The sequence below is a fragment of the Vibrio sp. 1078-1 genome (assembly GCF_033340475.1).
Genome location: NZ_JAWOWM010000001.1, coordinates 80,063 through 103,004 on the forward strand (window position 1 = coordinate 80,063; position 22,942 = coordinate 103,004).

Annotated in this window: 23 protein-coding genes; 9 read left to right on the top strand and 14 right to left on the bottom strand. The window is 45.4% G+C overall.

The window, feature by feature from the left end:
- Positions 1 to 14 precede the first annotated feature (14 nt).
- Positions 15 to 1,250, bottom strand: a complete 1,236-nt coding sequence (gltS, locus tag R7190_RS00425; protein WP_005374448.1) for a sodium/glutamate symporter — start codon at positions 1,248 to 1,250, stop codon at positions 15 to 17.
- Positions 1,251 to 2,112: 862 nt separating this feature from the next.
- Between gltS and R7190_RS00430 the strand changes: the two genes are divergently transcribed.
- The 4 genes from R7190_RS00430 to R7190_RS00445 all read left to right on the top strand — a co-directional run bounded on the left by R7190_RS00430 (position 2,113) and on the right by R7190_RS00445 (position 5,771).
- Positions 2,113 to 2,907, top strand: a complete 795-nt coding sequence (locus R7190_RS00430) for a DUF4344 domain-containing metallopeptidase (RefSeq protein WP_186585552.1) — start codon at positions 2,113 to 2,115, stop codon at positions 2,905 to 2,907.
- 24 nt (positions 2,908 to 2,931) lie between these two features.
- Complete coding sequence (locus tag R7190_RS00435; RefSeq protein ID WP_186585553.1) at positions 2,932 to 3,318, top strand: thiol-disulfide oxidoreductase DCC family protein; 387 nt, start codon at positions 2,932 to 2,934, stop codon at positions 3,316 to 3,318.
- Positions 3,319 to 3,493: 175 nt separating this feature from the next.
- Positions 3,494 to 5,155 carry a methyl-accepting chemotaxis protein gene (locus R7190_RS00440; RefSeq protein WP_025768726.1) on the top strand — a complete coding sequence of 554 codons (1,662 nt, stop codon included), beginning with the start codon at positions 3,494 to 3,496 and terminating at the stop codon, positions 5,153 to 5,155.
- 121 nt (positions 5,156 to 5,276) lie between these two features.
- Positions 5,277 to 5,771, top strand: a complete 495-nt coding sequence (locus R7190_RS00445) for a peptidylprolyl isomerase (protein WP_041059372.1) — start codon at positions 5,277 to 5,279, stop codon at positions 5,769 to 5,771.
- Positions 5,772 to 5,888: 117 nt separating this feature from the next.
- Here the strand turns inward: R7190_RS00445 and R7190_RS00450 are convergent, their stop codons facing one another.
- From R7190_RS00450 to R7190_RS00485, 8 genes are all read right to left on the bottom strand, one after another.
- Positions 5,889 to 6,524 (bottom strand): DUF2268 domain-containing putative Zn-dependent protease, encoded by a 636-nt coding sequence (locus R7190_RS00450; RefSeq protein WP_186585554.1) that lies wholly within the window; start codon positions 6,522 to 6,524, stop codon positions 5,889 to 5,891.
- 68 nt (positions 6,525 to 6,592) lie between these two features.
- The gene (locus R7190_RS00455) at positions 6,593 to 7,384 is read right to left on the bottom strand and encodes a LytR/AlgR family response regulator transcription factor (RefSeq protein WP_047102486.1); all 792 of its coding nucleotides are present in this window, start codon (positions 7,382 to 7,384) and stop codon (positions 6,593 to 6,595) included.
- 15 nt (positions 7,385 to 7,399) lie between these two features.
- The gene (locus R7190_RS00460; RefSeq protein ID WP_047102485.1) at positions 7,400 to 8,422 is read right to left on the bottom strand and encodes a sensor histidine kinase; all 1,023 of its coding nucleotides are present in this window, start codon (positions 8,420 to 8,422) and stop codon (positions 7,400 to 7,402) included.
- A complete protein-coding gene (locus tag R7190_RS00465) occupies positions 8,423 to 9,751 on the bottom strand; it encodes a hypothetical protein (protein WP_186585555.1) in 1,329 nt (442 codons plus the stop codon).
- A 45-nt stretch (positions 9,752 to 9,796) separates the two neighbouring features.
- Positions 9,797 to 10,582: an outer membrane lipoprotein-sorting protein gene (locus tag R7190_RS00470; protein ID WP_047102483.1), complete on the bottom strand. Its 786-nt coding sequence runs from the start codon at positions 10,580 to 10,582 to the stop codon at positions 9,797 to 9,799.
- Positions 10,575 to 11,843, bottom strand: a complete 1,269-nt coding sequence (locus R7190_RS00475; protein ID WP_047102482.1) for an ABC transporter permease — start codon at positions 11,841 to 11,843, stop codon at positions 10,575 to 10,577. Before R7190_RS00475 ends, R7190_RS00470 begins: the two co-directional genes overlap by 8 nt.
- Positions 11,831 to 12,529, bottom strand: coding sequence for an ABC transporter ATP-binding protein (locus R7190_RS00480; protein WP_005383201.1), 699 nt, complete (start codon positions 12,527 to 12,529; stop codon positions 11,831 to 11,833). Before R7190_RS00480 ends, R7190_RS00475 begins: the two co-directional genes overlap by 13 nt.
- A gap of 9 nt (positions 12,530 to 12,538) precedes the next feature.
- Positions 12,539 to 13,207, bottom strand: coding sequence for a hypothetical protein (locus tag R7190_RS00485; protein ID WP_186585556.1), 669 nt, complete (start codon positions 13,205 to 13,207; stop codon positions 12,539 to 12,541).
- A gap of 393 nt (positions 13,208 to 13,600) precedes the next feature.
- On the opposite strand from R7190_RS00485, the gene rodA reads away from it, so the two are divergent.
- Positions 13,601 to 14,683 carry a rod shape-determining protein RodA gene (rodA, locus tag R7190_RS00490; protein WP_186585557.1) on the top strand — a complete coding sequence of 361 codons (1,083 nt, stop codon included), beginning with the start codon at positions 13,601 to 13,603 and terminating at the stop codon, positions 14,681 to 14,683.
- A gap of 73 nt (positions 14,684 to 14,756) precedes the next feature.
- On the opposite strand, the gene R7190_RS00495 is transcribed toward rodA, so the two are convergent.
- The 3 genes from R7190_RS00495 to R7190_RS00505 form a co-directional block, all read right to left on the bottom strand.
- Complete coding sequence (locus tag R7190_RS00495) at positions 14,757 to 15,473, bottom strand: YebC/PmpR family DNA-binding transcriptional regulator (RefSeq protein WP_005374482.1); 717 nt, start codon at positions 15,471 to 15,473, stop codon at positions 14,757 to 14,759.
- Positions 15,474 to 15,608: 135 nt separating this feature from the next.
- On the bottom strand, positions 15,609 to 15,818 hold the full coding sequence (locus R7190_RS00500; RefSeq protein WP_005374484.1) for a DUF3283 family protein: 210 nt from the start codon (positions 15,816 to 15,818) through the stop codon (positions 15,609 to 15,611).
- A 100-nt stretch (positions 15,819 to 15,918) separates the two neighbouring features.
- Positions 15,919 to 17,817, bottom strand: coding sequence for an ATP-binding protein (locus tag R7190_RS00505; RefSeq protein ID WP_017633805.1), 1,899 nt, complete (start codon positions 17,815 to 17,817; stop codon positions 15,919 to 15,921).
- A gap of 68 nt (positions 17,818 to 17,885) precedes the next feature.
- Here R7190_RS00505 and R7190_RS00510 point away from each other — a divergent pair, with 68 nt between their 5' ends.
- Positions 17,886 to 18,641 carry a substrate-binding periplasmic protein gene (locus tag R7190_RS00510; protein WP_005374490.1) on the top strand — a complete coding sequence of 252 codons (756 nt, stop codon included), beginning with the start codon at positions 17,886 to 17,888 and terminating at the stop codon, positions 18,639 to 18,641.
- Positions 18,642 to 18,709: 68 nt separating this feature from the next.
- On the opposite strand, the gene ribA is transcribed toward R7190_RS00510, so the two are convergent.
- Positions 18,710 to 19,771, bottom strand: a complete 1,062-nt coding sequence (gene ribA / locus R7190_RS00515; protein WP_017635221.1) for a GTP cyclohydrolase II — start codon at positions 19,769 to 19,771, stop codon at positions 18,710 to 18,712.
- Positions 19,772 to 20,009: 238 nt separating this feature from the next.
- Positions 20,010 to 20,207 carry a PA3496 family putative envelope integrity protein gene (locus R7190_RS00520; protein WP_005374493.1) on the bottom strand — a complete coding sequence of 66 codons (198 nt, stop codon included), beginning with the start codon at positions 20,205 to 20,207 and terminating at the stop codon, positions 20,010 to 20,012.
- Between the two features lie 361 nt (positions 20,208 to 20,568).
- On the opposite strand from R7190_RS00520, the gene R7190_RS00525 reads away from it, so the two are divergent.
- The 3 genes from R7190_RS00525 to R7190_RS00535 are packed head-to-tail and all read left to right on the top strand — an operon-like array spanning position 20,569 to position 22,819.
- The gene (locus R7190_RS00525) at positions 20,569 to 21,417 is read left to right on the top strand and encodes an ABC transporter ATP-binding protein (RefSeq protein ID WP_186585558.1); all 849 of its coding nucleotides are present in this window, start codon (positions 20,569 to 20,571) and stop codon (positions 21,415 to 21,417) included.
- Between the two features lie 2 nt (positions 21,418 to 21,419).
- Complete coding sequence (locus tag R7190_RS00530) at positions 21,420 to 22,352, top strand: ATP-binding cassette domain-containing protein (protein ID WP_186585559.1); 933 nt, start codon at positions 21,420 to 21,422, stop codon at positions 22,350 to 22,352.
- Complete coding sequence (locus R7190_RS00535) at positions 22,352 to 22,819, top strand: transcriptional regulator (RefSeq protein WP_186585560.1); 468 nt, start codon at positions 22,352 to 22,354, stop codon at positions 22,817 to 22,819. The genes R7190_RS00530 and R7190_RS00535 overlap by 1 nt, the downstream gene beginning before the upstream one ends.
- The last annotated feature ends 123 nt before the right edge of the window (positions 22,820 to 22,942 follow it).

Here is a 22,942-nt window from a genome sequence, read left to right on the forward strand (position 1 = left end):
TCATCCACTTAACTTTAACCAAGGAATGAAATGTAGCCTTGCAAGATAATTAAGTTGACGATGTCGATAAAGAAAGCGCCCACAATTGGCACCACCATAAATGCTTGTGGCGACGGGCCAAATCGGTTAACGATTGAACCCATGTTCATTACGGCTGTTGGGGTTGCACCCAAGCCAAAACCGCAGTGCCCCCCTGCAATAACCGCAGCATCGTAGTTGCTTCCCATCACTTTGAACGTAACATAGTACGTAAAGATAGCTAAGACGACAGACTGCACAGCTAAAATAACCAAGAATGGAATCGCTAGATCAAAGATATTCCATAACTTCAAGCTCATCAGAGCCATCGCTAGGAACAGAGATAGCGATACCGTACCTAACATATCGACCGTTTCGGCATCTAACTTACGAATCTTGGTCACTTCCAAGAAATTCGTAATGATCACACCAATGAATAGCGCATATACGAAGTCTGGAATCATCAGCCATGAGATTTCATACGTGCTTACCCATTGCTCGACATACTTGGCCCCAGTAACACAGATCAGTAGGAAGAAGAGTTTCTCCACAACTTTTTTCGCCGTTACTTTATCTTCTTCGTATTCATTGTAAGTCACCAACTCCGGGAATTTCTCGTGAGTTTTGGCATCTCGACCACCACGACCATACTCAGACTCTATGCTGTTCTTTTCCACCAGACGCTGCGCTACAGGGCTACCAATGATACCGCCGATGATCAAACCAAAAGTCGCTGATGCCATTGCAATTTCTAAGACGTTATCCAATCCATACACGTCTTGAAAGGTTTGTGACCACGCAGCACCTGTACCATGACCACCTGACAGAGTAATCGAGCCAGCAATTAACCCCATCAAAGGATCTAAACCGAGCGCCGCCGCAAGTGAAACGCCAACGCCGTTTTGTATGATGATGTAAAACGATGCGACAGCTAAGAAGATAAAAACCTTCGCACCTCCTTTCATCAACTGAGTGTAATTTGCGGCCAAACCAACTGTCGCAAAAAACATTAACATAAACGTATTTTGTAATGGCAAGTCGAACTCTAAATCGATGCCGTTGAAATGAAGAGCAGTAATCATGCAGGCTACAATAAGACCACCTACAATCGGCTCAGGTATGTTGAATTTCTTTAAAATCGGTAGCTTAGCATTAATAAAATGCCCCAGGAAAAGCACACTAATTGCGACCAAGAAGGACTCCAGTGCACCTACAGATATTAAATGATTCATATCGCCTCTTATTATTGTTCTCTTCATTCTCCGTAATGAATGAGTGTTAGTTTAACCTTCGTTCAATAGCAAATTTTCTCGCTTTATTGTTTCGAAAATACTCAAAAAGTTGGTGTAGATGCGCCTTAGGCTAGTTTAAGGGGCGCTCCTTAAGCGATGTGTCAGTTTTTACGCTGTTAGCAAGCCCTTAAATGTGAAAGGAGCTGATACAGCTCCTTCAAATGGCCCCTCGCAATACCTGTGCGTTATCGCTTGGGGTGTTGTGTTGTGAGTAAATTCTGGGTGACACTTTCTGAACCACTTCGGGCTCCCTTACTTAAACAGAATGTGTCAATTACTATCAAACAAAGTTCCTTCCCGTTGTAACCGTTAAACGCCGAGAGCGCGTTCAAAACAATTGGGTTTGCCTGTTCCTGTCGTAGCTTTTCAACTCTGGCTCATGGTGTATAAACGAGCCGAATCCAAGGAAACTCTCAGGCTGCAACAAACGTTTTCGTCACAACGGAGCAGGATTATAACATATCGCTGATAATTTTCTTCAATTCAGTGACATTCACCAACCCCATGGTTAAACCTTGCAATGATTAACTGCCTATTATCATTTTCACAGATAAAGATCGAAGCACAGTTACTCAGTAAGCTTCTTAGAAAACGATGCATAGCCAATAACTTCACCGCCGTTCTTATCCAAGAGGTCTTGATAAACGCCCTAGAGAACCAAGCAGCCGAAATATGCGATGTTATCATGATTGCTTTTCGAGACCGACGTCCCGACTTTGGCTAATGAGTACAACCCCAACTATGCATCAGACAAAAACATGTATAATTTTTTATACAAGTTATTCAATAACAAGAGTCCCACATGAACATTCATTCGCTTTGCGCTGCGCTATTACTCAGCATCGTCTCATCAGCTACAGCAGCTGAAAACATTCGTATTCAATATTCTCCCGTAGAGACAACTCATGAAAAAATCGCCCAACAATCGATTCAAAGCAGCGATGTAAACACCATCTTTGTTGAGCTGTCTCAGGCCTACTTTCCATTTGATAAAGCTCTCACGCTGGTTTACGGCGGAGAAGATGGTCCAATGTATGATCCTGATACACACACAATATACGTTCCTTACACTTTTTATTTGGAGTCGCTCAATTACTTCTCCAATAATCAGTATGAAGAACGCTTCGGAAAATCCCCAAAAACAGGGGCGCTAGATACGTTATTGCACACTTTACTTCATGAAGCTGGACATGCTTACATCGAAGATCAAAGCATCCCTGTTCTCGGAAAAGAAGAAGATGCGGTCGATAATTTTGCCACTATTTTAATGATTGACTTCCTAGAAGATGGCGCAGATATGGCCATTAGCGCCGCCGACATGTTCGCATTCGAATCCGACGACAGACCGGACTACTACGATTTTGGCGAGTACATTGACGAACACAGCTTTGATTTGCAGCGTTACTTTTCAACGTTATGTCTGGTGTACGGTAGTGATCCTGAGCAATACAAAGCCTTACTCGATGAAGTAGAAAAAGACTACCTGCGTGATCGCAAAGAGTTCTGCCAATTCAATTACGGCAACATTCGCGACAATTGGCTGCATTACTTGCAAAACAATGAACCAAAAGAAAATTCGCCACGTAAAAGCGATTAGAAAATCTCAAACAAGAAAACCGCAATGACAAAACTCATCATATTTTATGACGGAACCTGCCCGCTTTGTGCCAAAGAGATGAAGGCGCTAAAACAACGCGATGCCAAGCAGCACATCAAAACCGTCGATATCTATAGTGATGCATTCGCAGATTATCCGCAGATCGATCCGGAGCAAGCCAACACCATTTTGCACGCCCTCAACGAAAAGGGGGAGCTTCTGCTTGGGTTGGACGTGACTCATCGTGCGTGGCAATTAGTTGGTCGCGGTTGGCTCTACGCACCGCTGCGTTGGCGCCTCGTTAAACCTGTTGCTGACTGGCTTTACCTCAAATTCGCAAAGAATAGGTATCGCGTCTCATATTGGTTAACAGGGACTTCTCGTTGCAATAGTGGGTCGTGTTCACGTTAATTGTGATCCCGCTTAAAAATGCTACGACCTTCGTCTAGATTTACAAATTTCCAGTACTTCTGATTGATTAACTCGGTTAATCTCTAAGCATTACAACAATAAGTATTAACACTTTTATCAGGCAAGCTTATTCAGCTTGTCACTTGTAACGCTGCGCCGAGAGAAGGACGTCTCTATGAATCTGACGATCAGAAAACGACTATATATCCTTTCAATAATTCCAATTCTAACTATGGCAATAGGCATGATGTGGTTCACCTACGTACAAACCACGGCCTACAACGAGCACGAGATTGAGCAAACTCGAAGTCGAATGATGGAGATGAAAAAAGCCGAACTCAAAAGTTACGTACAAATGGCGCGTTCCGCTGTCGAACCGCTACTCGCACAAAATGCCCCACTGGAAGAGGCTCTGCCTATCTTGAAACAACTAGAGTTTGGTCAATCCGGCTACATCTTTGGTTATGATTCAAAAGGCGTTCGCGTCGTGGTGGGTAAAAACACCAAAGGCATCGGGGAAAACTTCTATAACTTGCAGGACAAGAAAGGCAATTACCTGATTCAGGATTTGCTAAAAAATGCCAAAACTGGTGAGTTCACGACTTATTACTTCCCGAAACTCGGTCAGAGTGAAGCACTACCGAAACTCAGCTACTCAGTCTTTATTCCTGAATGGGACTTGATGTTGGGTACGGGCTTCTACACTGACGATATCGACGCCATTGTGGCAGACATGGAAAAAGCAGCACACGAAGATCTCAACACCACACTAACTGCGATAGCCCTGTTTTGTGCCTCGATTACAGCGATAGTTGCAGTCTTTGCCGTGTTTGTTAACCGCAGCATCATGAAACCTATTGAGCAGTTTGATGCTTCAATTCACTCTTTCGCGCAAGGCGATGCAGATTTAACCGCGCGCATGGAAGAATCGAGCGTGCCGGAGTTCACCCAACTTAGCCGTAACTTCAATATCTTCGTTGAAAGCCTGCAAGGCATCATTAAGAGCGTTAGCCACGTAGGACAAGAAGTGGTTTCAGAGACCAACGAGATGTCACAGCGTGCATCGCAAGTGGATGAATTAGCTTCTGGTCAACGTGAAGAGACCGAACAAGTCGCAGCGGCAATGACCGAGATGACAGCAACGGCGCACGAGATTTCAAACAACGCTAACCAAGCAGCGCAATCAGCCAGAGACGCCGATGAAAACTCACAACAAGCAAAACACATTGTTGATTCAGCAGCGAACTCTGTCGAAGCGCTCGCGCTAGAGGTGTCGGAAGCCAGCACGGTGATTTCTCGTTTAGAGAGCGACGTAAAAAACATTTCTTCTTCTCTAGAAGTGATTCAGGATATCGCCGAGCAAACCAACCTATTGGCACTGAACGCAGCCATTGAAGCAGCCCGTGCAGGCGAACAAGGTCGCGGCTTCGCAGTCGTTGCCGATGAGGTTCGTAAACTGGCGAGTCGCACTCAAGACAGCACAGGCGAAATTCACCAAATGATTGAGCAGTTGAAGTCTGGCTCGGATGCGGCAGTGAAAGCCATGGGTTCGAGCCAAGCGCGCGGTGAAGCAACGGTTGAAGAAGCACGAGCAGCCTCTGCCGCACTGCAAGAAATCCAAGCCGCAATTGCTAACATCATGGACATGAACACCTTGATCGCAACGGCAACCGAAGAGCAAAGCCAAGTTGGGCAAGAGATTTCACAACGCATCGAAGTCATCTCTCAACAAAGCAGCCAATCGGCGCACCTTGCGAATCAAAACCGCGCAGGCAGTGGCAACCTCAACCACAAAGCTAACGAGCTGTACGACTTGGTCGGTCGCTTTACGGTCTAGAGCTTTCCTCAAACACTCAACATGCAAACAGCGACGCCAAAACGTCGCTGTTTTTATTTCTGCTATCATAATGCGACTTAGCTATAATGCCGCCAACTTAGCACCCACAAGGGCAAACAAGATGATTATTATGACCACCAATTTCGGTGACATCGAGATTGAACTGAACCTAGAACGAGCGCCAGTTAGCTCAAAGAACTTCAAAAAATACTGTGAAGATGGCTTCTACAACGGCACCATTTTCCACCGCGTTATCGACGGCTTTATGATTCAAGGTGGCGGTCATACCGAAGACATGGCAGAAAAGCCAACACGCGGACCAATCGCGAACGAAGCAAACCGTGGTCTAAAGAACCTTGTTGGCACTATCGCAATGGCACGAACCGATGCTCCGCACTCTGCAACGGCACAGTTCTTCATTAACTTGGAAGACAATGATTTCCTAGACCACACCGCAACCACCAACCTAGGCTGGGGCTATGCCGTGTTTGGTAAAGTGACCGCGGGTATGGATGTCGTAAATCGCATCGCGAAAGTAAAAACGACCTCTAAGCTTGGTCACGATGATGTGCCATGCGATCCAATCATTATCGAGAAAGTGACGATCAGCGAATAAACCCATTCGCCTCTGCAGAGAAATCGTCGCTATAAAACGAAGAAAGCGCCTAACGTCTGATGACTTAGGCGCTTTTTGTTTTTATGACTCAGCCGATTAGTTGGGCTTATAACGAAGTTATTGATAGAAAAGCTCAGCTTTGGCTCCAACCAAATCCAGTTCAGAGCCTTGAAAATCAGCCAGATATTCAGCAACAAGGTTGTACCCAACCCAATATCCCATGTATTTCGGCCAGCGGCTTTCATCGCTGCCAAGAAAGTAAGCGTCGAAGTTGTAATCTAAGCTGGTCAACTTGCCTTTCATCTCAGCGTAGAAAGGGCGCCAATCTTGATCTTTGATTTGCTCAAACAAGCTCGGAGTGACGCCGCCATTCACCTTACGTTCGAAGTGACAAGCTAACCCTTCCATAATTAGTACATCACCAAGTGCAACGCCACTTTCTCCCGCTCGCATACGGAACAGGTGATGCAACTCATGCGCTAACACCGCAGCTAGTTCTTTCTCAATAACGTTTTTAATATCTGCACGTTGGGTATTAAGAAGAATCTCCACACGATAGGCGCTTAAGCAATAGCCACCAATCCCCGTCTGCGGTACGTCATTGCGATCAAATGGGCTAATGGTGAGGTCAATGTTGCTTAAATCAAAGTAACTAGAAAGTTGTGAGCTCAGATCATCAAGTTTCTGATGCAAATACTCAGAAATTGGAGACAGTTCTCCCGTCGCATTTAACAGGGTTACGCGATAACTCATTTATCTTCCTTGATAATGTGGCTTAAGAGCAGCGAGTTTACAGTGTAAAGAGTGAGCAGTTCTAGCGATTACATCCCTTTGAACAAACTTTGAGATGCACGGCTCACAGCGAGCTTAGTTTCTCCAACGTGAACAAACATTCTTCCAGCAAAGTCTTTGTTTACTTTGCTAATTTTGCACACTTGCACAACGCTTGAACGGTGTACTTGCCAGAACTGTTCTGGGTTAAGCTGCCCTATCAACTCTTTCAACGAGGTGCGAATCAAATACTCCTGCACTTTGCCTTGTCCTTGTTGGGCATACACAGAAACGTATTTTTCTTCCGCTTTGAAATACAATACATCAGACGTAGCAATCAGATGAATATCTTCCCCTTGCGTCGCTTTGATCCACTGAAGATATTGCGGCGTTTGTGGCGCGGATAATTGCTGCAACTGTTCTAACAGGCTGCTCATCTGCACATTACTGCTTTGTTGCTCTCGCTTAGCAAGGCGTGCTTTCACTCTTTCACACGTCGTCAGGAGGCGCTCATCCGAGATAGGCTTAAGCAAATAATCGGCGGCATTTTGTTCAAAGGCTTTGATGGCGTAATCATCGTACGCAGTAACAAACACAATCAAAGGTGGATTGGCGAGTTGATTGAGTTTTTGCGCCAATGTCATGCCATCCAAAACTGGCATACGAATATCGAGAAACGCAATATCAGGTTGGCTTTGCTCAATGGCTTGCAACGCTTGTTCACCATCGGCGACTTTGGCTATCACCTCTAGCTCTGGCCACACTTCAGCTAGGCTTTTATCAAGATGATGCCTCAATAGCGGTTCATCATCAGCAATAATGGCAGTAAACCCTGTATTCATTCCTTTCTTCCTTGATTACGATTCCATTGGCCAACTCAGGCGAACACAAACACCACCCTGAGCAGACTCACTGATAGAAACCTCTCCTTGCCCTGCGAACAAAGCTTCAACTCGCTGCTTGAGGTTACTTAAACCGACGCCAGAGCCCATGTGCCCACTAACATGATTCAAGCCAACACCCGTGTCTCTGACTTCAATCTTCAAGTTCTGTCGTTCACGCTTGATGAGCAAACTGATTTCGCCGCCTTCTCGCTTCGGCTCAATACCATGGATGATGGCGTTTTCGATTAAAGGTTGGAGCATCATCGGCGGTAATTCGGTTCTGCCTAGCCCTTCTTCCACCTCAATCTTGTAACTGAGTCGATCACCCAAACGAGTTTGTTGGATGCCTAAGTAAGCCTCAAGTAACGCCGTTTCATTGTCTATGGTGGTGTGTTCTTCGCGTGAGCTTTTGAGCGTCGCACGCAGCAGCGCGGTTAACTGTTCTAGCATTAGCTTGGCTTTATCGACATCTTGCGACATGAGCGCACTGATATTTGCCAAGGTATTGAATAAGAAATGCGGTTCAATCTGGCTTTGCATCTGCTTAAGCTGACTCAGCAACAGCGCACGATCTTGCTCTGCTTTCTCGCGCTTGATGGCTTCCAACTCTCGTTGAGCAACCGCCTCTTTCTCACGCGAGTAAAAATAGAAATAACACATACCGCTAAACAGTAATCCCATTAAGCCAACAGGGATCATATCGGAGATACCAAAATACTCTCCGAGCCAAAATTGCGCATTAATCACCCCAAACAATAAACAGGCAACAAGCGAACACACCACTTCTATCATACGCGGGATGGTTGGAAACAAACGGTCAATCAACCATGAGAAGAAGATAGCCGAATAGCCAAATCCAAAGCTAACCGCTACATGAATGTAAAATAGACCGCCCCAAACCGAGAGCGTCATTGCTGCGATAAAGAGACAAAATGCCGTGGTCACTAATAAGCTACGCGGCCATCCACTTTTCACCACTGATTTTGCTGAACACATTTAGAATTTCCCTTTGATGTTAAATACAATCATATGCTTATCATTGATTTGTGCGTAAGCAGATTGGTCGTCTCCGGTTAAAAAGCGTGCGGCAACTTCCACTTCTACACTTTGATCGCCAGTATCAATCCATTGGTAGTTAAGCCACTGCGTGACAATCACACCACCATCTTGTGGCGACAGCATCACATCCAACGTGGGGGTTACATCACTTAGCCAGCCCATATCCGCTTTGCCGTTCCATGCAGCCCATGCTTCCAAATCCCAACTCCAGTGCAACATTACGTTATGCTGAACGATATTGGCATGCTGAAACCCTTGGGCGTAGCTTGTCGCAAGTAGAGATACATTATGGTCGGGGATCTGAGAGAGTAATTCGCCACGCTCTATTGCTTGTTGCCATTCGCCTTTCGACCATGCACGGCTGTCGTACCAATATTCAGCAATCACGTTGTGTCCGGCTTGGTTTGCCCAATTCAACCCAATTAAGGCTTGGAATACGCTGCCCTGCTCCTCAACTGAAACGGGTTGGTAAAGGTCATCTTGCTGAAACTGGTAGCCGACACTTTGCTTTTGCCACAGCATGGAACCGTGCATGGCGATGGATTCATCCCACACAGCAATGGCACTGGCGCCAAGCAAACCTCGGCGCACATCATCGTAATAACCAATAAGTTGATACTCGGTGTCACTCACCAGCGCATAACGACGAATACCAACACCTTGCTGCTCTGCGGCTTGATCAAGTGCACTCTGGTCTTGTTGCCCCCAGCTTGAATCCGTTGCAATCACCGTCCACTCGCCTGCCATATCGTAGTGTGAGAGTGAAAACACACCCGCACCTTCTTCTGCTACTAAGCCAACAGGATTTTGTCGATAAGGCTTAAACAGATCCAAAGGTCGGTAGCCATAACCCACGCCCCAATCAACGCGCAACTTACCTAAGCTCACATCAAGTGTGGTTTCACCGACTTGCCACTCCCCTAGCCAAGCAAGTTCTCGAATCAGCAGTTGGTTATCAGCTTCACTCCACCAATCACTCTTTCCTTGTTGATTGAGGTACAAACCTTGGCTGTACAGAGCAAACAAGCCACTGAAGTTTTGATAGTTCACCTGCACATCCAACAGTGCATTAAGTGAATCACGAGAACTGCCCTGCGCTTGCATAAATGCGCTGTCACGCTGCTTGGCAGTTTCGTAACTGACAGCCCAATCCCACTCAAAACTCAGCTCATCATTGGCAAAAACTGGGGCTGCTGCGCCCACACACAACGACGCAGCAATCAACAAACTGGTGCTTTTGTTAAGGTTAGGCTGGTGCGATTTCATGTGATTTCCTTGCTCGTTTTCATGGATCTATTTACGGAGTTCAGGCTAAAGCTGAGTCGTATTGGCTTTCGGCAAATAGCTTGGGTTGTAGAACTTGTTATCCAGCTGCCAAGGCACGATTTCTTGATACTCGATAACGGTCTTTTTGCTCGGCTGAATGCTATCAAGCAAGGTCATCTCACTGACGTAGTCTTCACCGTTGTCGCTTGCACGTCCGTATTGCGCTTGCTTGGCGAGTTTGCCAGAGCGCAAGTAAAGATCGGCTTTGATTGGAAACGCATCTTGCTCAGACAACCATAAGTCGATCTTCTGATAACTCGCCCCTTTGGTTTTCGCGGTTAAAGCAAGGTGATAAGCCGCGACACTTTCTCCGTTCACAGCGACGGTTTCTGTCGCTTTCCATTCACCTTGATAATCTTGGCTCCACGTCAGCGTTGAGATGTCGCCGATAGACGCTTCACCAAGCAGCTTTTGCATCGGCGTAATGCGAATCGGACGGCGGCTCTTTGGCATTTGCAGCCAGTAGTTATCGCCCATCATCAGCATCTTTTGCCCGGCTTCGACTGCCGATTTGAACACCACCAACGATTCACGATTTGGACGCGTGTACACATGGTAAAGGCGGGTTTTATCTAACTCTTGGTCTTGATATAAGCGCACCAGTGACACCACTTTGGAGGAATCATCTTGCAAGCGGTAGCTGTCAGCTTTTTCAATCAATTGCGCAACTTGCTGTGCATCTAGCGCTGTTTCATTTGCACTGACATTCATGCTTGCAACGCCGCTTACCGTCAGCAGTGCAATTGGTAATAGTGATTTGAAATTAAACATAAATCAGTGCCTCCGTAATTGGCTTGTTCACCCCTTTGCGCGCCGAGAAAAACGCCGCAACCAAACAAATCATCAATACTGCAAATCCTGCGACAGCCACCAGCTCCCAAGAGAAGTAAATCGTTAATGGGTAACCTTCTGTACGTCCTGGCGGTGGCGGCATTTGCACATCCACGACCATCAGTAAGACGGTAACTAACCCTGTAAACAAAGCGCCGATTAAGCTACCAATCACCGCAAGTAACCCTGCTTCGCGCAAGAACCCAGCAATGATTTCGTGAGGGTAGCTACCAAGTGCTGACAAGGTGCCAATTTCACGGGTGCGCTCCGTTACCGACATGGTCATGGTGTTAAACAGCGCGACAAATACCACCAGTGCCATTACTGCGCCCATGATGCCGAAGATACGGTCGTACAAATCTTTAACTTTGAGATAGAAGAACGCGCGTTCTTGCCAAGGCGTAATCTCAATATCTTGATCACCAAAGTTCTGCTTTTGCTTACTCAGAACCGAAGCCACTTGTTGCTCGACTTGGGTAGTTAAACTGGTGTCGAACAGGAAGACAGATAACGCACTGACTTTGTCTGAACCGAGCAGCGATTGCGCGCTGTTGATGTGCACGTACAACTGGCGTTTATCAAGCTCTGGTACGCCGGTTGAATAGATGCCACGCACTTTGAAGTCATACGCGTTCAATGCGCCGTCGGTTGTAGTCGCCAGCAAGGTGATCCAATCGCCAACGTGCACGCTTAAGTTGTTCGCCAAATCAACACCGAGCATCACTTCTGGCTCTGCTGGGTCATAACGCGATGCATTAATGTTGGACAGCGTTTGCCCTTCACGCACGTCTAAAAACGGTCCTTTCATATCGAATTCGCGTTCGTTAACGCCAATACCGATAAAGATCGACGACTTGTTGCCGTTGGAAATCAAACCACTGAACTCAACTCGTGGCTGCACGCCTCGCACTTCGTTTAAGCCAATCAATTGCTTAGTGATGTCGTCGGCGTGAGTTAAACCGTTACTCAGTGGCATCTCTTCTTCTTTGGCGAAGTAACCCGGTGTGGTTAACGTCAGATGCCCCGTGTCACGCGCTGTCGACTCTTTCAAACTGTCGTAGGTGTACAGACCAAAACCGCCCGCACTGGTTAACGCAAACACGGCAATGGCAATGATCAACATCGACAACAAACTGCGACGGCGATTGCGTTGCAGGTTCAACCAAGCAAGGCGAACCGAAACGGGAATTAGCTTGCCCATGAAACCTCCTCCACACTTGCGTGCGTTTGGGTGATTTTGCCATCCACCAACTCAATGGTTCGATCGCAGCGAGATGCCATACGAGGGTCGTGTGTGGCGACGATAAAAGTGGTGCCAAGCTCGTGTCCGAGCCCTTTCATGATATCGATGACCTTATTGGCAGTTTGGCTATCAAGGCTTGCAGTGGGTTCATCGGCAATCACCAACGCCGGTTTGTGTACTAACGCACGAGCAATTGCCACACGCTGCTGCTGACCTCCCGACAAGTTATCGGGCATGTGATGAATAAACTCGCCCAAGCCAACGTGTTCTAGCATTTGTGTGGCGAGCTCGGTTTGTTCTGCTTTTGAAAAGCCGTTGAGATGCAGCGGATACGCCACGTTCTCTAGCGCCGTCATCACGGGCACAAGATTGAATTTTTGGAACACAAAGCCAAGCTTTTCGCGGCGCATTTTCGCCGCTTGCATTTGTCCGGTTGGGTATGGGCTGCCTGCAAATGTCACCTGACCTTGGTATTGAGTATCCAGCATGCCAAGCACGTTAAGTAAGGTGCTTTTGCCTGAGCCAGACGGTCCGCATAATGCCACCATTTCGCCGGAAAACACTTCACCAGACACGTCTCGCAATGCACGTACCGTTTGGCTACCAAGGGCGTAATCACGGCTAAGTTGATTAAATACGATCATGGCGCCTCCCTAATATTTCGCTAACAACGCTTTTGCGGTTTGCGTTTCTAGATTGCTATCACCTAACTGCTCCATTTGCGCCAACCATGTTTTGGCTTGTTGAACATCTTCAGCTCTTAGTGCTGCTTCAATGGCGTAGCGATAAATCCAAGACGTTGCGGCGAAAGGTTGCTGACTAAAACTCGGTTCATCGAGCAGAGAAAGGTACAGCTCGTAGCCACGCTCAAAGTGATTGAACATGTCTGGCAGAGAGGTAAACGTAGTAGCTGCCATGGCGGTGGCTAATTGGTATTCCGGCAAGCCTTGTAAGCGCTGTTGCTCTTGCAGTGGAACTGGCTGATTCGCCATTAAATCCAAACCTTTTTGGATAGTGGCAAGACCGCGCTCGGTGAACTTCATCTTGTTCCAAGGCATAAACGCCTCACGACCTTGCAACGTCTCCGCACTGCCCAAGTAAACCAAGGTCACCGGCGTTGCGCCTTGCTCTTCGAGTTGTTTGGATAATTCGCCGTAAACGGTATCAACTAAGCCAGAGTCACCTTGCGCTGCTTGGTTGAATTGACTGAGTGTGCGCTCACTTGGATTAGCCAGAGCCAGAGTGCTGCTAAGTGCAAATGCGGCGATAAACGTACTTGCCAGTTTAAGAGCTTTGATTGAGCGAGATTGAGAAACCATCATGTACTGTCCTTAGTTGAACGTGATTTGATGGTTTCAGATTAAGGGAGAAGGTCGCACGCTGCTTTTGCATGCGACCAATGGCAGTTATGCAGAGTGAATGGTATTGAGAGAGGATGAATGACATTCACTTAAACAGAAAATACAATTCCGCTCATTCGTAACGCTACATTTTTACGGCAGTCACAATAAAAACACTAGCTTAAAATCTGAGGCTAGTGTATTTATCCATCTCACAACTACCCATAACAGACAGTGTCGCACTCTCCTTTCTTACACACCTTTGCATGGTGTCTGTTGTTTCCGAATCGAGATTCTTAGCATCGGAATAGTTTGAACTCTTCGAGTTTTAGTTGTTTTCGCACTCAAAATAGGTGCGTTATTAGGTCGTTGAAAATGAATAAGCGTTATTTCCCAAGAGTTGATTTGCCACTGCTAATGGCGATCATTCCGATCATGCTGTTAAGTTCGCTCACTCTCTGGAGTGCCAGTAGCTTTAATGAGGCGATGCTCTTCAAACATTTGGCGCGCTGCGGACTGACATTAGTTTGTATCTTGGTCATGTCCTCGATTCCAGCGTCCAGCTATCAGCGCTCAGCTCCATATCTCTACATTATTGCGGTTGCTCTGCTACTTGCTGTCGCTTTATTTGGTGATAGCACCAATGGCTCTCAACGTTGGCTCGATATCGGCTTCTTCCGCTTTCAACCGTCTGAGCTAATCAAACTTTCCATTCCGATCATGATCGCCTGGATGCTGCATATTGAAGGAGGTCGACCAGACAGTCGGAAAATTGCGTTTTGCTTACTTATTACAATGATTCCTGCTGGGTTAATCGCGCTACAACCGGACTTAGACGGTGCAGTTTTTACCATCATTTATGCATTGTTCGTTTTGTTTTTGGCTGGCATGAGCTGGAAAATAATCTGCGGGTTTATTGCGAGCATTTTAACGTTAACACCTATTTTATGGTTCTTCGTTATGGAAACCTATCAAAAGAGCCGTGTAACACAGTTCTTGCACCCTGAGTCCGATCCACTGGGTTCGGGCTACCAAATCATCCAATCTTTGATTGCGATTGGCTCAGGCGGTATGAAAGGCAAAGGTTGGATGAATGCAACGCAGGGAACACTTGGCTTTATTCCAGAAAGTCATACGGACTTTATTTTTTCGACCTATGCGGAAGAATGGGGCTTTGTTGGCAGTTTAGTCTTACTCGCATTGTACTTGTTTATTACTGCACGCGTTATGTTGCTTGCATGTCAGTCTGACCACTTTTTTAGTCGGCTGGTAAGTGGCGCATTAGCGATGAGCTTTTTTCTGTATGCTTTTATCAATACGGGCATGGTGAGTGGCTTGTTGCCAGTAATGGGTAGCCCACTTCCCTTCTTTAGCTATGGCGGCACGGCGATGCTAACTCAAGGTATCTGTTTTGGTGTAATCATGTCGCTGTGTTATTCCAAATATCGTAACGCATAGCTCTGCTTGAGAAAAAGCGATCAAAAAAAGGCTTCCCTGAGGAAGCCTTTTTACAACGATATGAGCGAATTAATTACAGCTCTGCGTTGTGGTAAACCTGCTGAACATCATCACAGTCATCTAGAAGATCTAGGAATTTCTGGAACTTCTCAGCATCTTCACCCGATACAGGCGTATGAGTTTGCGGAACGAATGTGATTTCTTCAACATCGATCGTTAGATCTGGGAATGCACCGTTAAGCGCAGTTTTTGTTTTGAAGAATTCAGTGTGAGGTGCGAATACAGTGATAACACCGTCTTCTAGCTCAACGTCAGTAACGTCTACGTCTTCCATCATTAGCGTTTCTAGGATGATTTCATCATCGTCGCCTTTGAACTGGAATACCGCTTGGTGGTCGAACATGTGAGAAACCGAGCCCTCAACACCAATTTTCGCACCGACTTTCACAAAGCATTGGCGTACATCTTGGAAAGTACGGTTGCCGTTGTCTGTTAGACAGTCAACGATAACGCTAGTACCGCCAGGGCCGAAGCCTTCGTAACGTGCAGGAGTGTAGTCTTCACCACCGCCACCGTTCGCTTTGTCGATCGCTTTATCGATAACGTGCGCAGGAACTTGGTCTTTTTTCGCTTTTGCGATCAGGTGTTTCAAAGACAAGTTCATGTCTGGATCACCACCACCGTTTTTCGCGCACATGTAAATTTCTTTACCGTATTTGGAATAAACTTTAATTTTCGCGCCTGCAGTTTTCGCCATAGAGGCTTTGCGCACTTCAAAACTTCTTCCCATCGGGATGTCTCTCTAAATTCAAATTTAATGCGAAGGATTTTAGCAAAAAGCGAAACCTTTTCAATTTCGCTTAGCAAAGGAATAGGGAGGTTACCTCATTCGTCACATTGGATTGAACCATTGCCACGGTTCGCGTTAAGCGACACCCATTACTCGTTTGTACTTTTCGACCGATTGCTGAAAAAACGCCTTTTCATCAGCATCGTTAATCTTGGACAACTGTTCTTCTATTGCTTCAGGACCAGATTTGGCCTCTCTGAGCTTCCAAACCAAAAACGACGCCTGCTTATCCAGTTCGATTTTGTTTTTTTCGTCAGGCGGCAATAGGGATAGATTAAACGACATTCACAGCCTCAAGGTACTTTAAATACTAGCCGGGCACTATATCACACAGAGTTACAATTACAGAATAGAAACGCACTTAACTTGATCGATTTCAAGTTAACTATTTAGGCACAGCGCTGATTTTCAGTGCTTTTGGCAAATGCTGTTCGAATATTTGTTGTAATCGAGTCTTGGTAACGGGTTTAGCCACGAACTCGTTCATCCCAACATCGAAGCAATGTTGCTGATCCTCTTTAATGACATTGGCACTTAGCGCAATAATTGGAACGTGTTTCCCCCACTCTCCCATTTTTCGAATTCGCTCCGTAGCAATAAACCCATCCATCACAGGCATTTGGCAGTCCATAAAAATCAAATCGAAAGGCTGCTGATCACACAGCTGCAATGCTTCTTCGCCATGGTTGGCAACACTCACTCGCACACCCAGTTTTTCTAACATGATGCGAACTACCTTCTGATTGACGATGGTATCTTCAACAACCAATACCCAAGGTTTATCATTATCTTGAGGGCTGATTTCGTTGTCTTCCGCTTTCGGGAAATCTAATACATTAAGTTGGTCGGTATAGGTCGATTGCGCATTTATTACAGCAACAGGAATCGAAAATTCAAAACAGCTTCCCAGCCCAAGCTCACTTGTTAGTTGTATTTCCCCTCCCATCAAGTTAACCAACTGTGCAGCTATCGCCAAACCAAGCCCTGTCCCACCATACTTTCTGGTGGTACTACCATCAGCTTGTTGGAAGCGTTCGAAGATTGCTTGTTGGTGCTCTTTCGCAATACCAATACCAGAATCCACAACCCGAAACCGGATATGAGCGGTCTCTCCATCAAGTCGAGATAACGCTACAAGAAGCTTCACATGGCCGCGCTCGGTAAATTTAATCGCGTTGCTCAACAAATTGTTCAGAACTTGTTTCAATCGTGTGGCATCACCTTGCACTTCCATTGGCAAGTGAGGATCAATATCGCTGAGCAGCTGTAAGTTTTTCTGCTTGGCTTTGACACTATGTAAACTGATGACATCGTCAAGTAGCTCGCGAAGATCATAGCTCGTGTATTCCAGCTCTACTTTGCCAGCTTCAACTTTAGAGAAGTCCAAAATGTCGTCGATGATCGTCATTAGTGAGTGAGAAGAACTGTCAATGATCTCTACAAACTCTTTTTGCTGGGGATCGAGGTCGGTGTCATTGAGCAACGACGACACACCAATAATGCCATTCATCGGTGTGCGGATCTCATGACTCATAGTGGCAAGAAACTCACTTTTCTTACGATTAGCGACTTCTGCCCTATCGCGTTCAGCCTCTAACTCAGTCTGGTGCTCTTTCACTTTCTCAACACTTCGGTTGTATTTCTCTGCCAAAACACTCACTTCATCAAAGCACCATCGTTTAGGGAGAGTCACTTTACTCGGCACTGTACCGCCACGAAAATCGCTCACCGCACCAGACAGCAATTGTAACGGATTGACCAACAAGCGAAACGCCACCCAAAGAACACCAATGATGAGAACAAGAATTTTGATCGCTTCTGTCGTAAGTAGAAAAAAGAACTGCTGCCAAAGATCTTCATATATCGCGCTAAGATCCGATTGAACCGTTAATATCGCGAGATCATACGTTTTATCGCCGACCCGATACTGCATCGGCCAGCTTCTCTCGACAACATCCTCAGAAAGCGCCGAACCTAATTCAATGATAACTTCGTCTTCACTAGCAATACGTAAGTAGTCCACCGAGGGCATACGCATTGCACCTTGAGCTTGTGTCAGCAACAGCTCCCTATCCTCTACCCACAAACTCGCAGAAAAGCTCGATAAATAGCTAGACTCAACCTGCTTTAATTCAACATCTAAATGGGCTAAATCTTCGTGAAAAACTCGATATAAGCTCACTGTAGAAATGATGACCGTAAAGATTAAACTCAACGTTAATACCGCCAACATAAGTTGGTTGCCGATACTAAAACGACGTTGAGATCGCTCTTTTTCATCCATATGAAACCGCTCCGATAAACTTGCGCTACTCTAAATATAGCTACGCACAAATAATAATCGAGGATACGATGAAAAGACTTCTACTTAGATTGGCTTTTAGCTTAATTGTTGTAAGTTCTCATGTGACCGCAAATCAAGTGAACTATTACGTCATTGCTGAACAAGCTCGACCATTTCAAATTGAACAACAGGGACAAATGCACTCCGGAATTGTGACCGATATCGTCAGCGCTATCTTCGCGGAGTCGGATTACCAAGTGAATTATCACACTTATCCATTTAAGCGCATGATTTCCATATTGGAAGAAGGCGCTGAGCCAAACTGGTTAACTTATGGCAGCCCGAACTGGGGCAAGGTGCAATCGGAAAATTTATCTGAGGAGCCCATTTACACTGTAAAACATGTACTGGTGTCGAGTAGCGAGAAGCCTTTAGAATTCAAAAATATGGATACGATGCATGGTCGTTCTATTGTATTACTGCTGGGGTTTGATTATCCAAATTTAACACCGTTCTTTGAAAATGGCAGTGTCAATGAAATGCGTGTGAAAGACTACAACGCCGCATACCGAGTGATAAGCCGAACCCCTGGAGATACAGCTTTTGTCGAGATGGAATCCCGAGTCCTTTACAACTTAAAGCGACTCAATTTGCCGTTAGAGAATTTTCAGATACAGCCTTTCAGCTCGGTTATTCCTGACTACTCAATCTACCTGGCTTTTTCACCTCAAATGCAACCAGAAACTCAAAATTACATCAATACACGACTCGTTGAATTAAAAGCCTCAGGGGAAATTGATGAAATCATTCAAAAGTATCAATGAATCAACTCATTAACAAAAACGCCAACGATGATACGTTGGCGTTTTTGTTTCTGGGAAATCTGTAGCACTTACTTAGTGTGGTTAACAAACTTAGGATCAAACATGTGCCCCAATTTACTCGCCTTGGTTTGCAGGTAATGTTGATTACTTGGGTTATTCCCTTCTTGTAATGGCACTCGTTCAATGACGTTAATATCAACCGCTTTTAAGGCGGCGAGCTTGCGTGGGTTATTCGTCATTAGACGCACAGCGTCAATCCCCAAATGCTCTAGCATTCCTTTACAGAACGCGTAATCACGCATATCAGCGGCAAAACCTAAACGCTCATTTGCTTCCACGGTATCTGCGCCATCATCTTGTAGGTGATAGGCACGAATTTTATTAATCAAGCCGATTCCACGCCCTTCTTGACGTAAATAAAGCAGCACGCCACATCCCTCTTTGACGATGTTTTGTAGCGCTCTATTAAGCTGAAAACCACAGTCACAACGCGTGCTAAATAGAGCATCTCCGGTAAGACACTCCGAATGCAACCGAATAAGTGGTGCTGCACTTTTTGTTGGCTCGCCATAGACCAGAGCAAGATGCTCTTTATTTGTCGCGGCTTCAATAAAGCCGTACATCATAAATGTGCCCCACTGGGTGGGCAATTTGGCTTTATCGATAAACTTCACGAGATTGTAAGGCTCAACATGTCTCAGCTCTGCTCGAACATTCATCAGAATCTCTCCTAGATGATTTTCTCCTTTACCATCTCCCCCGTCTCCCCAAAAGGCATCTTTATGAGAATGCTCTGTTAGGCAAGCATTACCCGTTCTCATTAATTGCTGCGCTAATGGTGGATTTTGTAGAAACTTTTCCCTAACGATGAAAGCCATAACAGCCAACTTTATATCGTCCCAATCGCTTCTGACAAAGTGTTCGTATTTACGGCTTAAAGCAAACGCTTCATCAGGGGTGCTTGCGTGCTGAATTTTACTTTGCAACTGAGCATCGAGAAACTTTTGGGCTTGGTAATAATGTTCGCTGGTGGGCCAAGTTTGGGAGGAGATATTGACTGGGGCATGGCAAAAATTTGAGAGAAAACCGTGGGGTTCATCGGGCTCATAAAAAAGGATTTGATCAACCATACTTGCGCTCCTTGCTTTGTGGTTGCGATAATCAACAAAAAGCATATCGCTACTGATATATCTAGTAACACAAGGTCAGATTGTCAAACTTCTTCGGGACGGGACGTGAGTGTGAAACTCGTGCTTTTGAGGCGCAAGACAGATAAATGGAGGGTTTGAATAAGAGAGTAATAGAGTGAAAAAATAAAAAGGGCAGTCCGTCGACTACCCTATGGGTTGCTAAACCAACCTGAGGCGATCAGTGTATCAAGCCAAGCTCCCTTGCTTCTTCAATGGTCAACCCACTTTCACGGATCTCACGTAACGCTTCAATGCGTCTTCTGGCTTCTGCTGATTTCACTGTTTTCTCTGGCTTCACAACGGTTTCCTCATCAGGTAATTCCCATTTGTGAGCGATGTTGGTCATCTCGTCATGGTCGATAGAATTAATGGACATATTTCCTCCGAACACACCATGTTTTCGATGCGTAATCTATAGCAAAACCGGAACAAGGTGGTAAGAAAAACTGTAGGGAAATGTGACCCCTCCCGCCCTTTCGTTAACTCCTTAATAGATTCATCATTTAAGTTTTGCCAAGGGACAAATTTACGATTAAATTTGAGTAATTCCCCCTACGAAAAGTGTGCTGATCTAGCTCTCAATTCTGCTCTTCTTTAGTTTTATCAACGACGCATTACACCACTTCCTGTTTCACCTAACTTTCGAGTCACTTCACTGATTCATAGTTTGATACTTTCTAAAAACCGCCACACCTGATAATGATAATAATTATCTTTTAGATTGGTAAGGTGTTTATATGGATGGTATTAACTTAAGTCATGCATACCACAATGACCCGGTCATCCAGATCCGAGATTTGTGCGTCGATTACATCACTGATAATGGTGATTTTAATGCGGTAAAGTCCGTCAGCTTTGATATCGGCAAAGGCGAAGTATTTGGTCTTGCCGGTGAATCTGGATGTGGTAAAAGCACAATCGCATTCTCAATAAATCGTCTTCATAAGCCGCCAGCGTTCATTTCTGGCGGTAAAATATGGTTTGATGGCAAAGATATCCTTAGTATCTCAGACTCTGAACTGACCGCTCTAAGGTGGAGTGAAATCGCCATGGTGTTCCAGAGCGCGATGAACTCACTCAACCCTGTCTTAACGATACAAGAGCAATTTGCAGATGTGTTACGACACCATCAAGGCCTCACTAACGCTCAAGCAAAAGATAGAGCAGAAAAGTTGTTGGACTTGGTCAATATTCCTCGAGAACGCTTAGCAGAATATCCTCATCAATTTTCAGGAGGAATGCGTCAGCGGTTGGTGATAGCCATTGCTTTGTCTCTAAATCCAAAACTGATCATTATGGATGAACCCACAACAGCATTAGATGTAGTGGTACAGAGAGAAATTTTACAGCAAATTTATCAGCTTAGAGATGAGTTCGGTTTTTCAGTCCTCTTTATCACTCATGACCTGGCACTCATGAGCCAACTATGTGATCGAATTGCAATCATGCGTCACGGAGAAATCGTCGAAGTCAATCGAGCATACGATATACGCAATCAGCCTCAACACCCCTACACGCAAAAGCTATGGGCTTCTTTCCCAAACATCCATGACGTCCAAAAACAACCAGAGTTACAAGGAGCGTAACCATGAGCCAGCCTATCATCCAAATGAAAAATGTGATTAAAGAATTCAAAGTGGGCGGTGGTTTAGCGACAGAGGAAACCTTTCGTGCGCTTCAAGGAGTGACTTTTGATCTGTACGCAGGAAAAACCTTGGCTTTGGTTGGAGAGTCAGGCTGCGGTAAGAGTACTTGCGCTCGTTTAATAACCAAAGTCTATCCAGCAACGCAAGGCGAGATCCTTTTCAATGGCACTGACATAAATGAGATCACGTCACGATCGGCTCTACAAGAATATCGCAGTAAAGTACAAATGGTGTTTCAAGATCCGTTTGGCTCTCTCAATCCAACTCATACCATTCGCCATCACCTAACACGTCCTTTAAAAATTCATAAACAAGTCAAAAACGAGCGCGACATCCCAGCCCGCTTGGAAGAGCTTCTAAAGCTGGTGGAACTACCTGAAGAGACATTGAGTAAGTTCCCTCACGAACTCAGTGGTGGGCAACGTCAGCGAGTAAACTTAGCAAGGGCTCTAGCGGTAGGTTCGCAAATCATTCTTGCGGATGAGCCTACGTCTATGCTGGATGTTTCTATTCGCTTGGGAGTGTTGAATTTAATGCAACGAATGAAGCAAGAACTGGGAATTGGTTTTTTATACATCACTCATGATCTGGCGACTGCGCACTACATAGCGGAAGAAACCGCAGTAATGTACAAAGGGCAAATCGTTGAATGGGGCGACACTCATTCAATACTTAAGAATCCGCAGCATCCTTATACTAAGCTGTTGATTTCTGCTGTTCCTGATCCTGACTTACCTTTTGGTAACTTAGTGAAAAATGAGCCAAACTATTCGATAGATTCCGATGAAATTCGTCAACGTAGCAGCATAATTGTCGACGAATTTGATCAAATAGGGCCAAATCACTATGTAAAACAATGGACTGAGGCAGCGTAATGGATTTGAGTACTTGGCAAGATCAAATCGCCATGTGGTACGAACAGCGGAAACATGATCAAGTAGAAAAATTAGAAACGATCTTATATCAGGTGCCTGATGACGTGTTTGGACCCGAATTGAGTGATCTTCAAAGTAAAGCGATTGCTTGCTGGTTGGATGGATGTTTACGCGTGTTTCAACATGCAAGCTACCAAGACCCTCAGAAAGCATATCAAACCTTGCTTTATACGAGTGCAAAGCTTGAACAAGCAGCATGCCAAGTCTCGACTGATATTCTGATCAAAGATTGGTGTTTGAGACGACTTCAGCATCTCACCGTTGTGGCGTTAGAGTTTTGTAATCGGCAGTGTGATCAAAACAAGTGGCAGGAACAAGCCCATAGCTTAATCGAATCACATGTTGCGTTGATGCGTTCATTACACTGGAATGAATCCAAGAAGCATGATCAAGGTTTACCTCATTAGTCCGGAAAAATGATCAAGGCTTAATTAGCGGAATTTTAGGCAAAAAAAAGCGAGTTTCCTGAGGAGAAACTCGCGAAGTCTATTCAGAATGAATGTAACAATATGAGCCAATCTATTAATCAT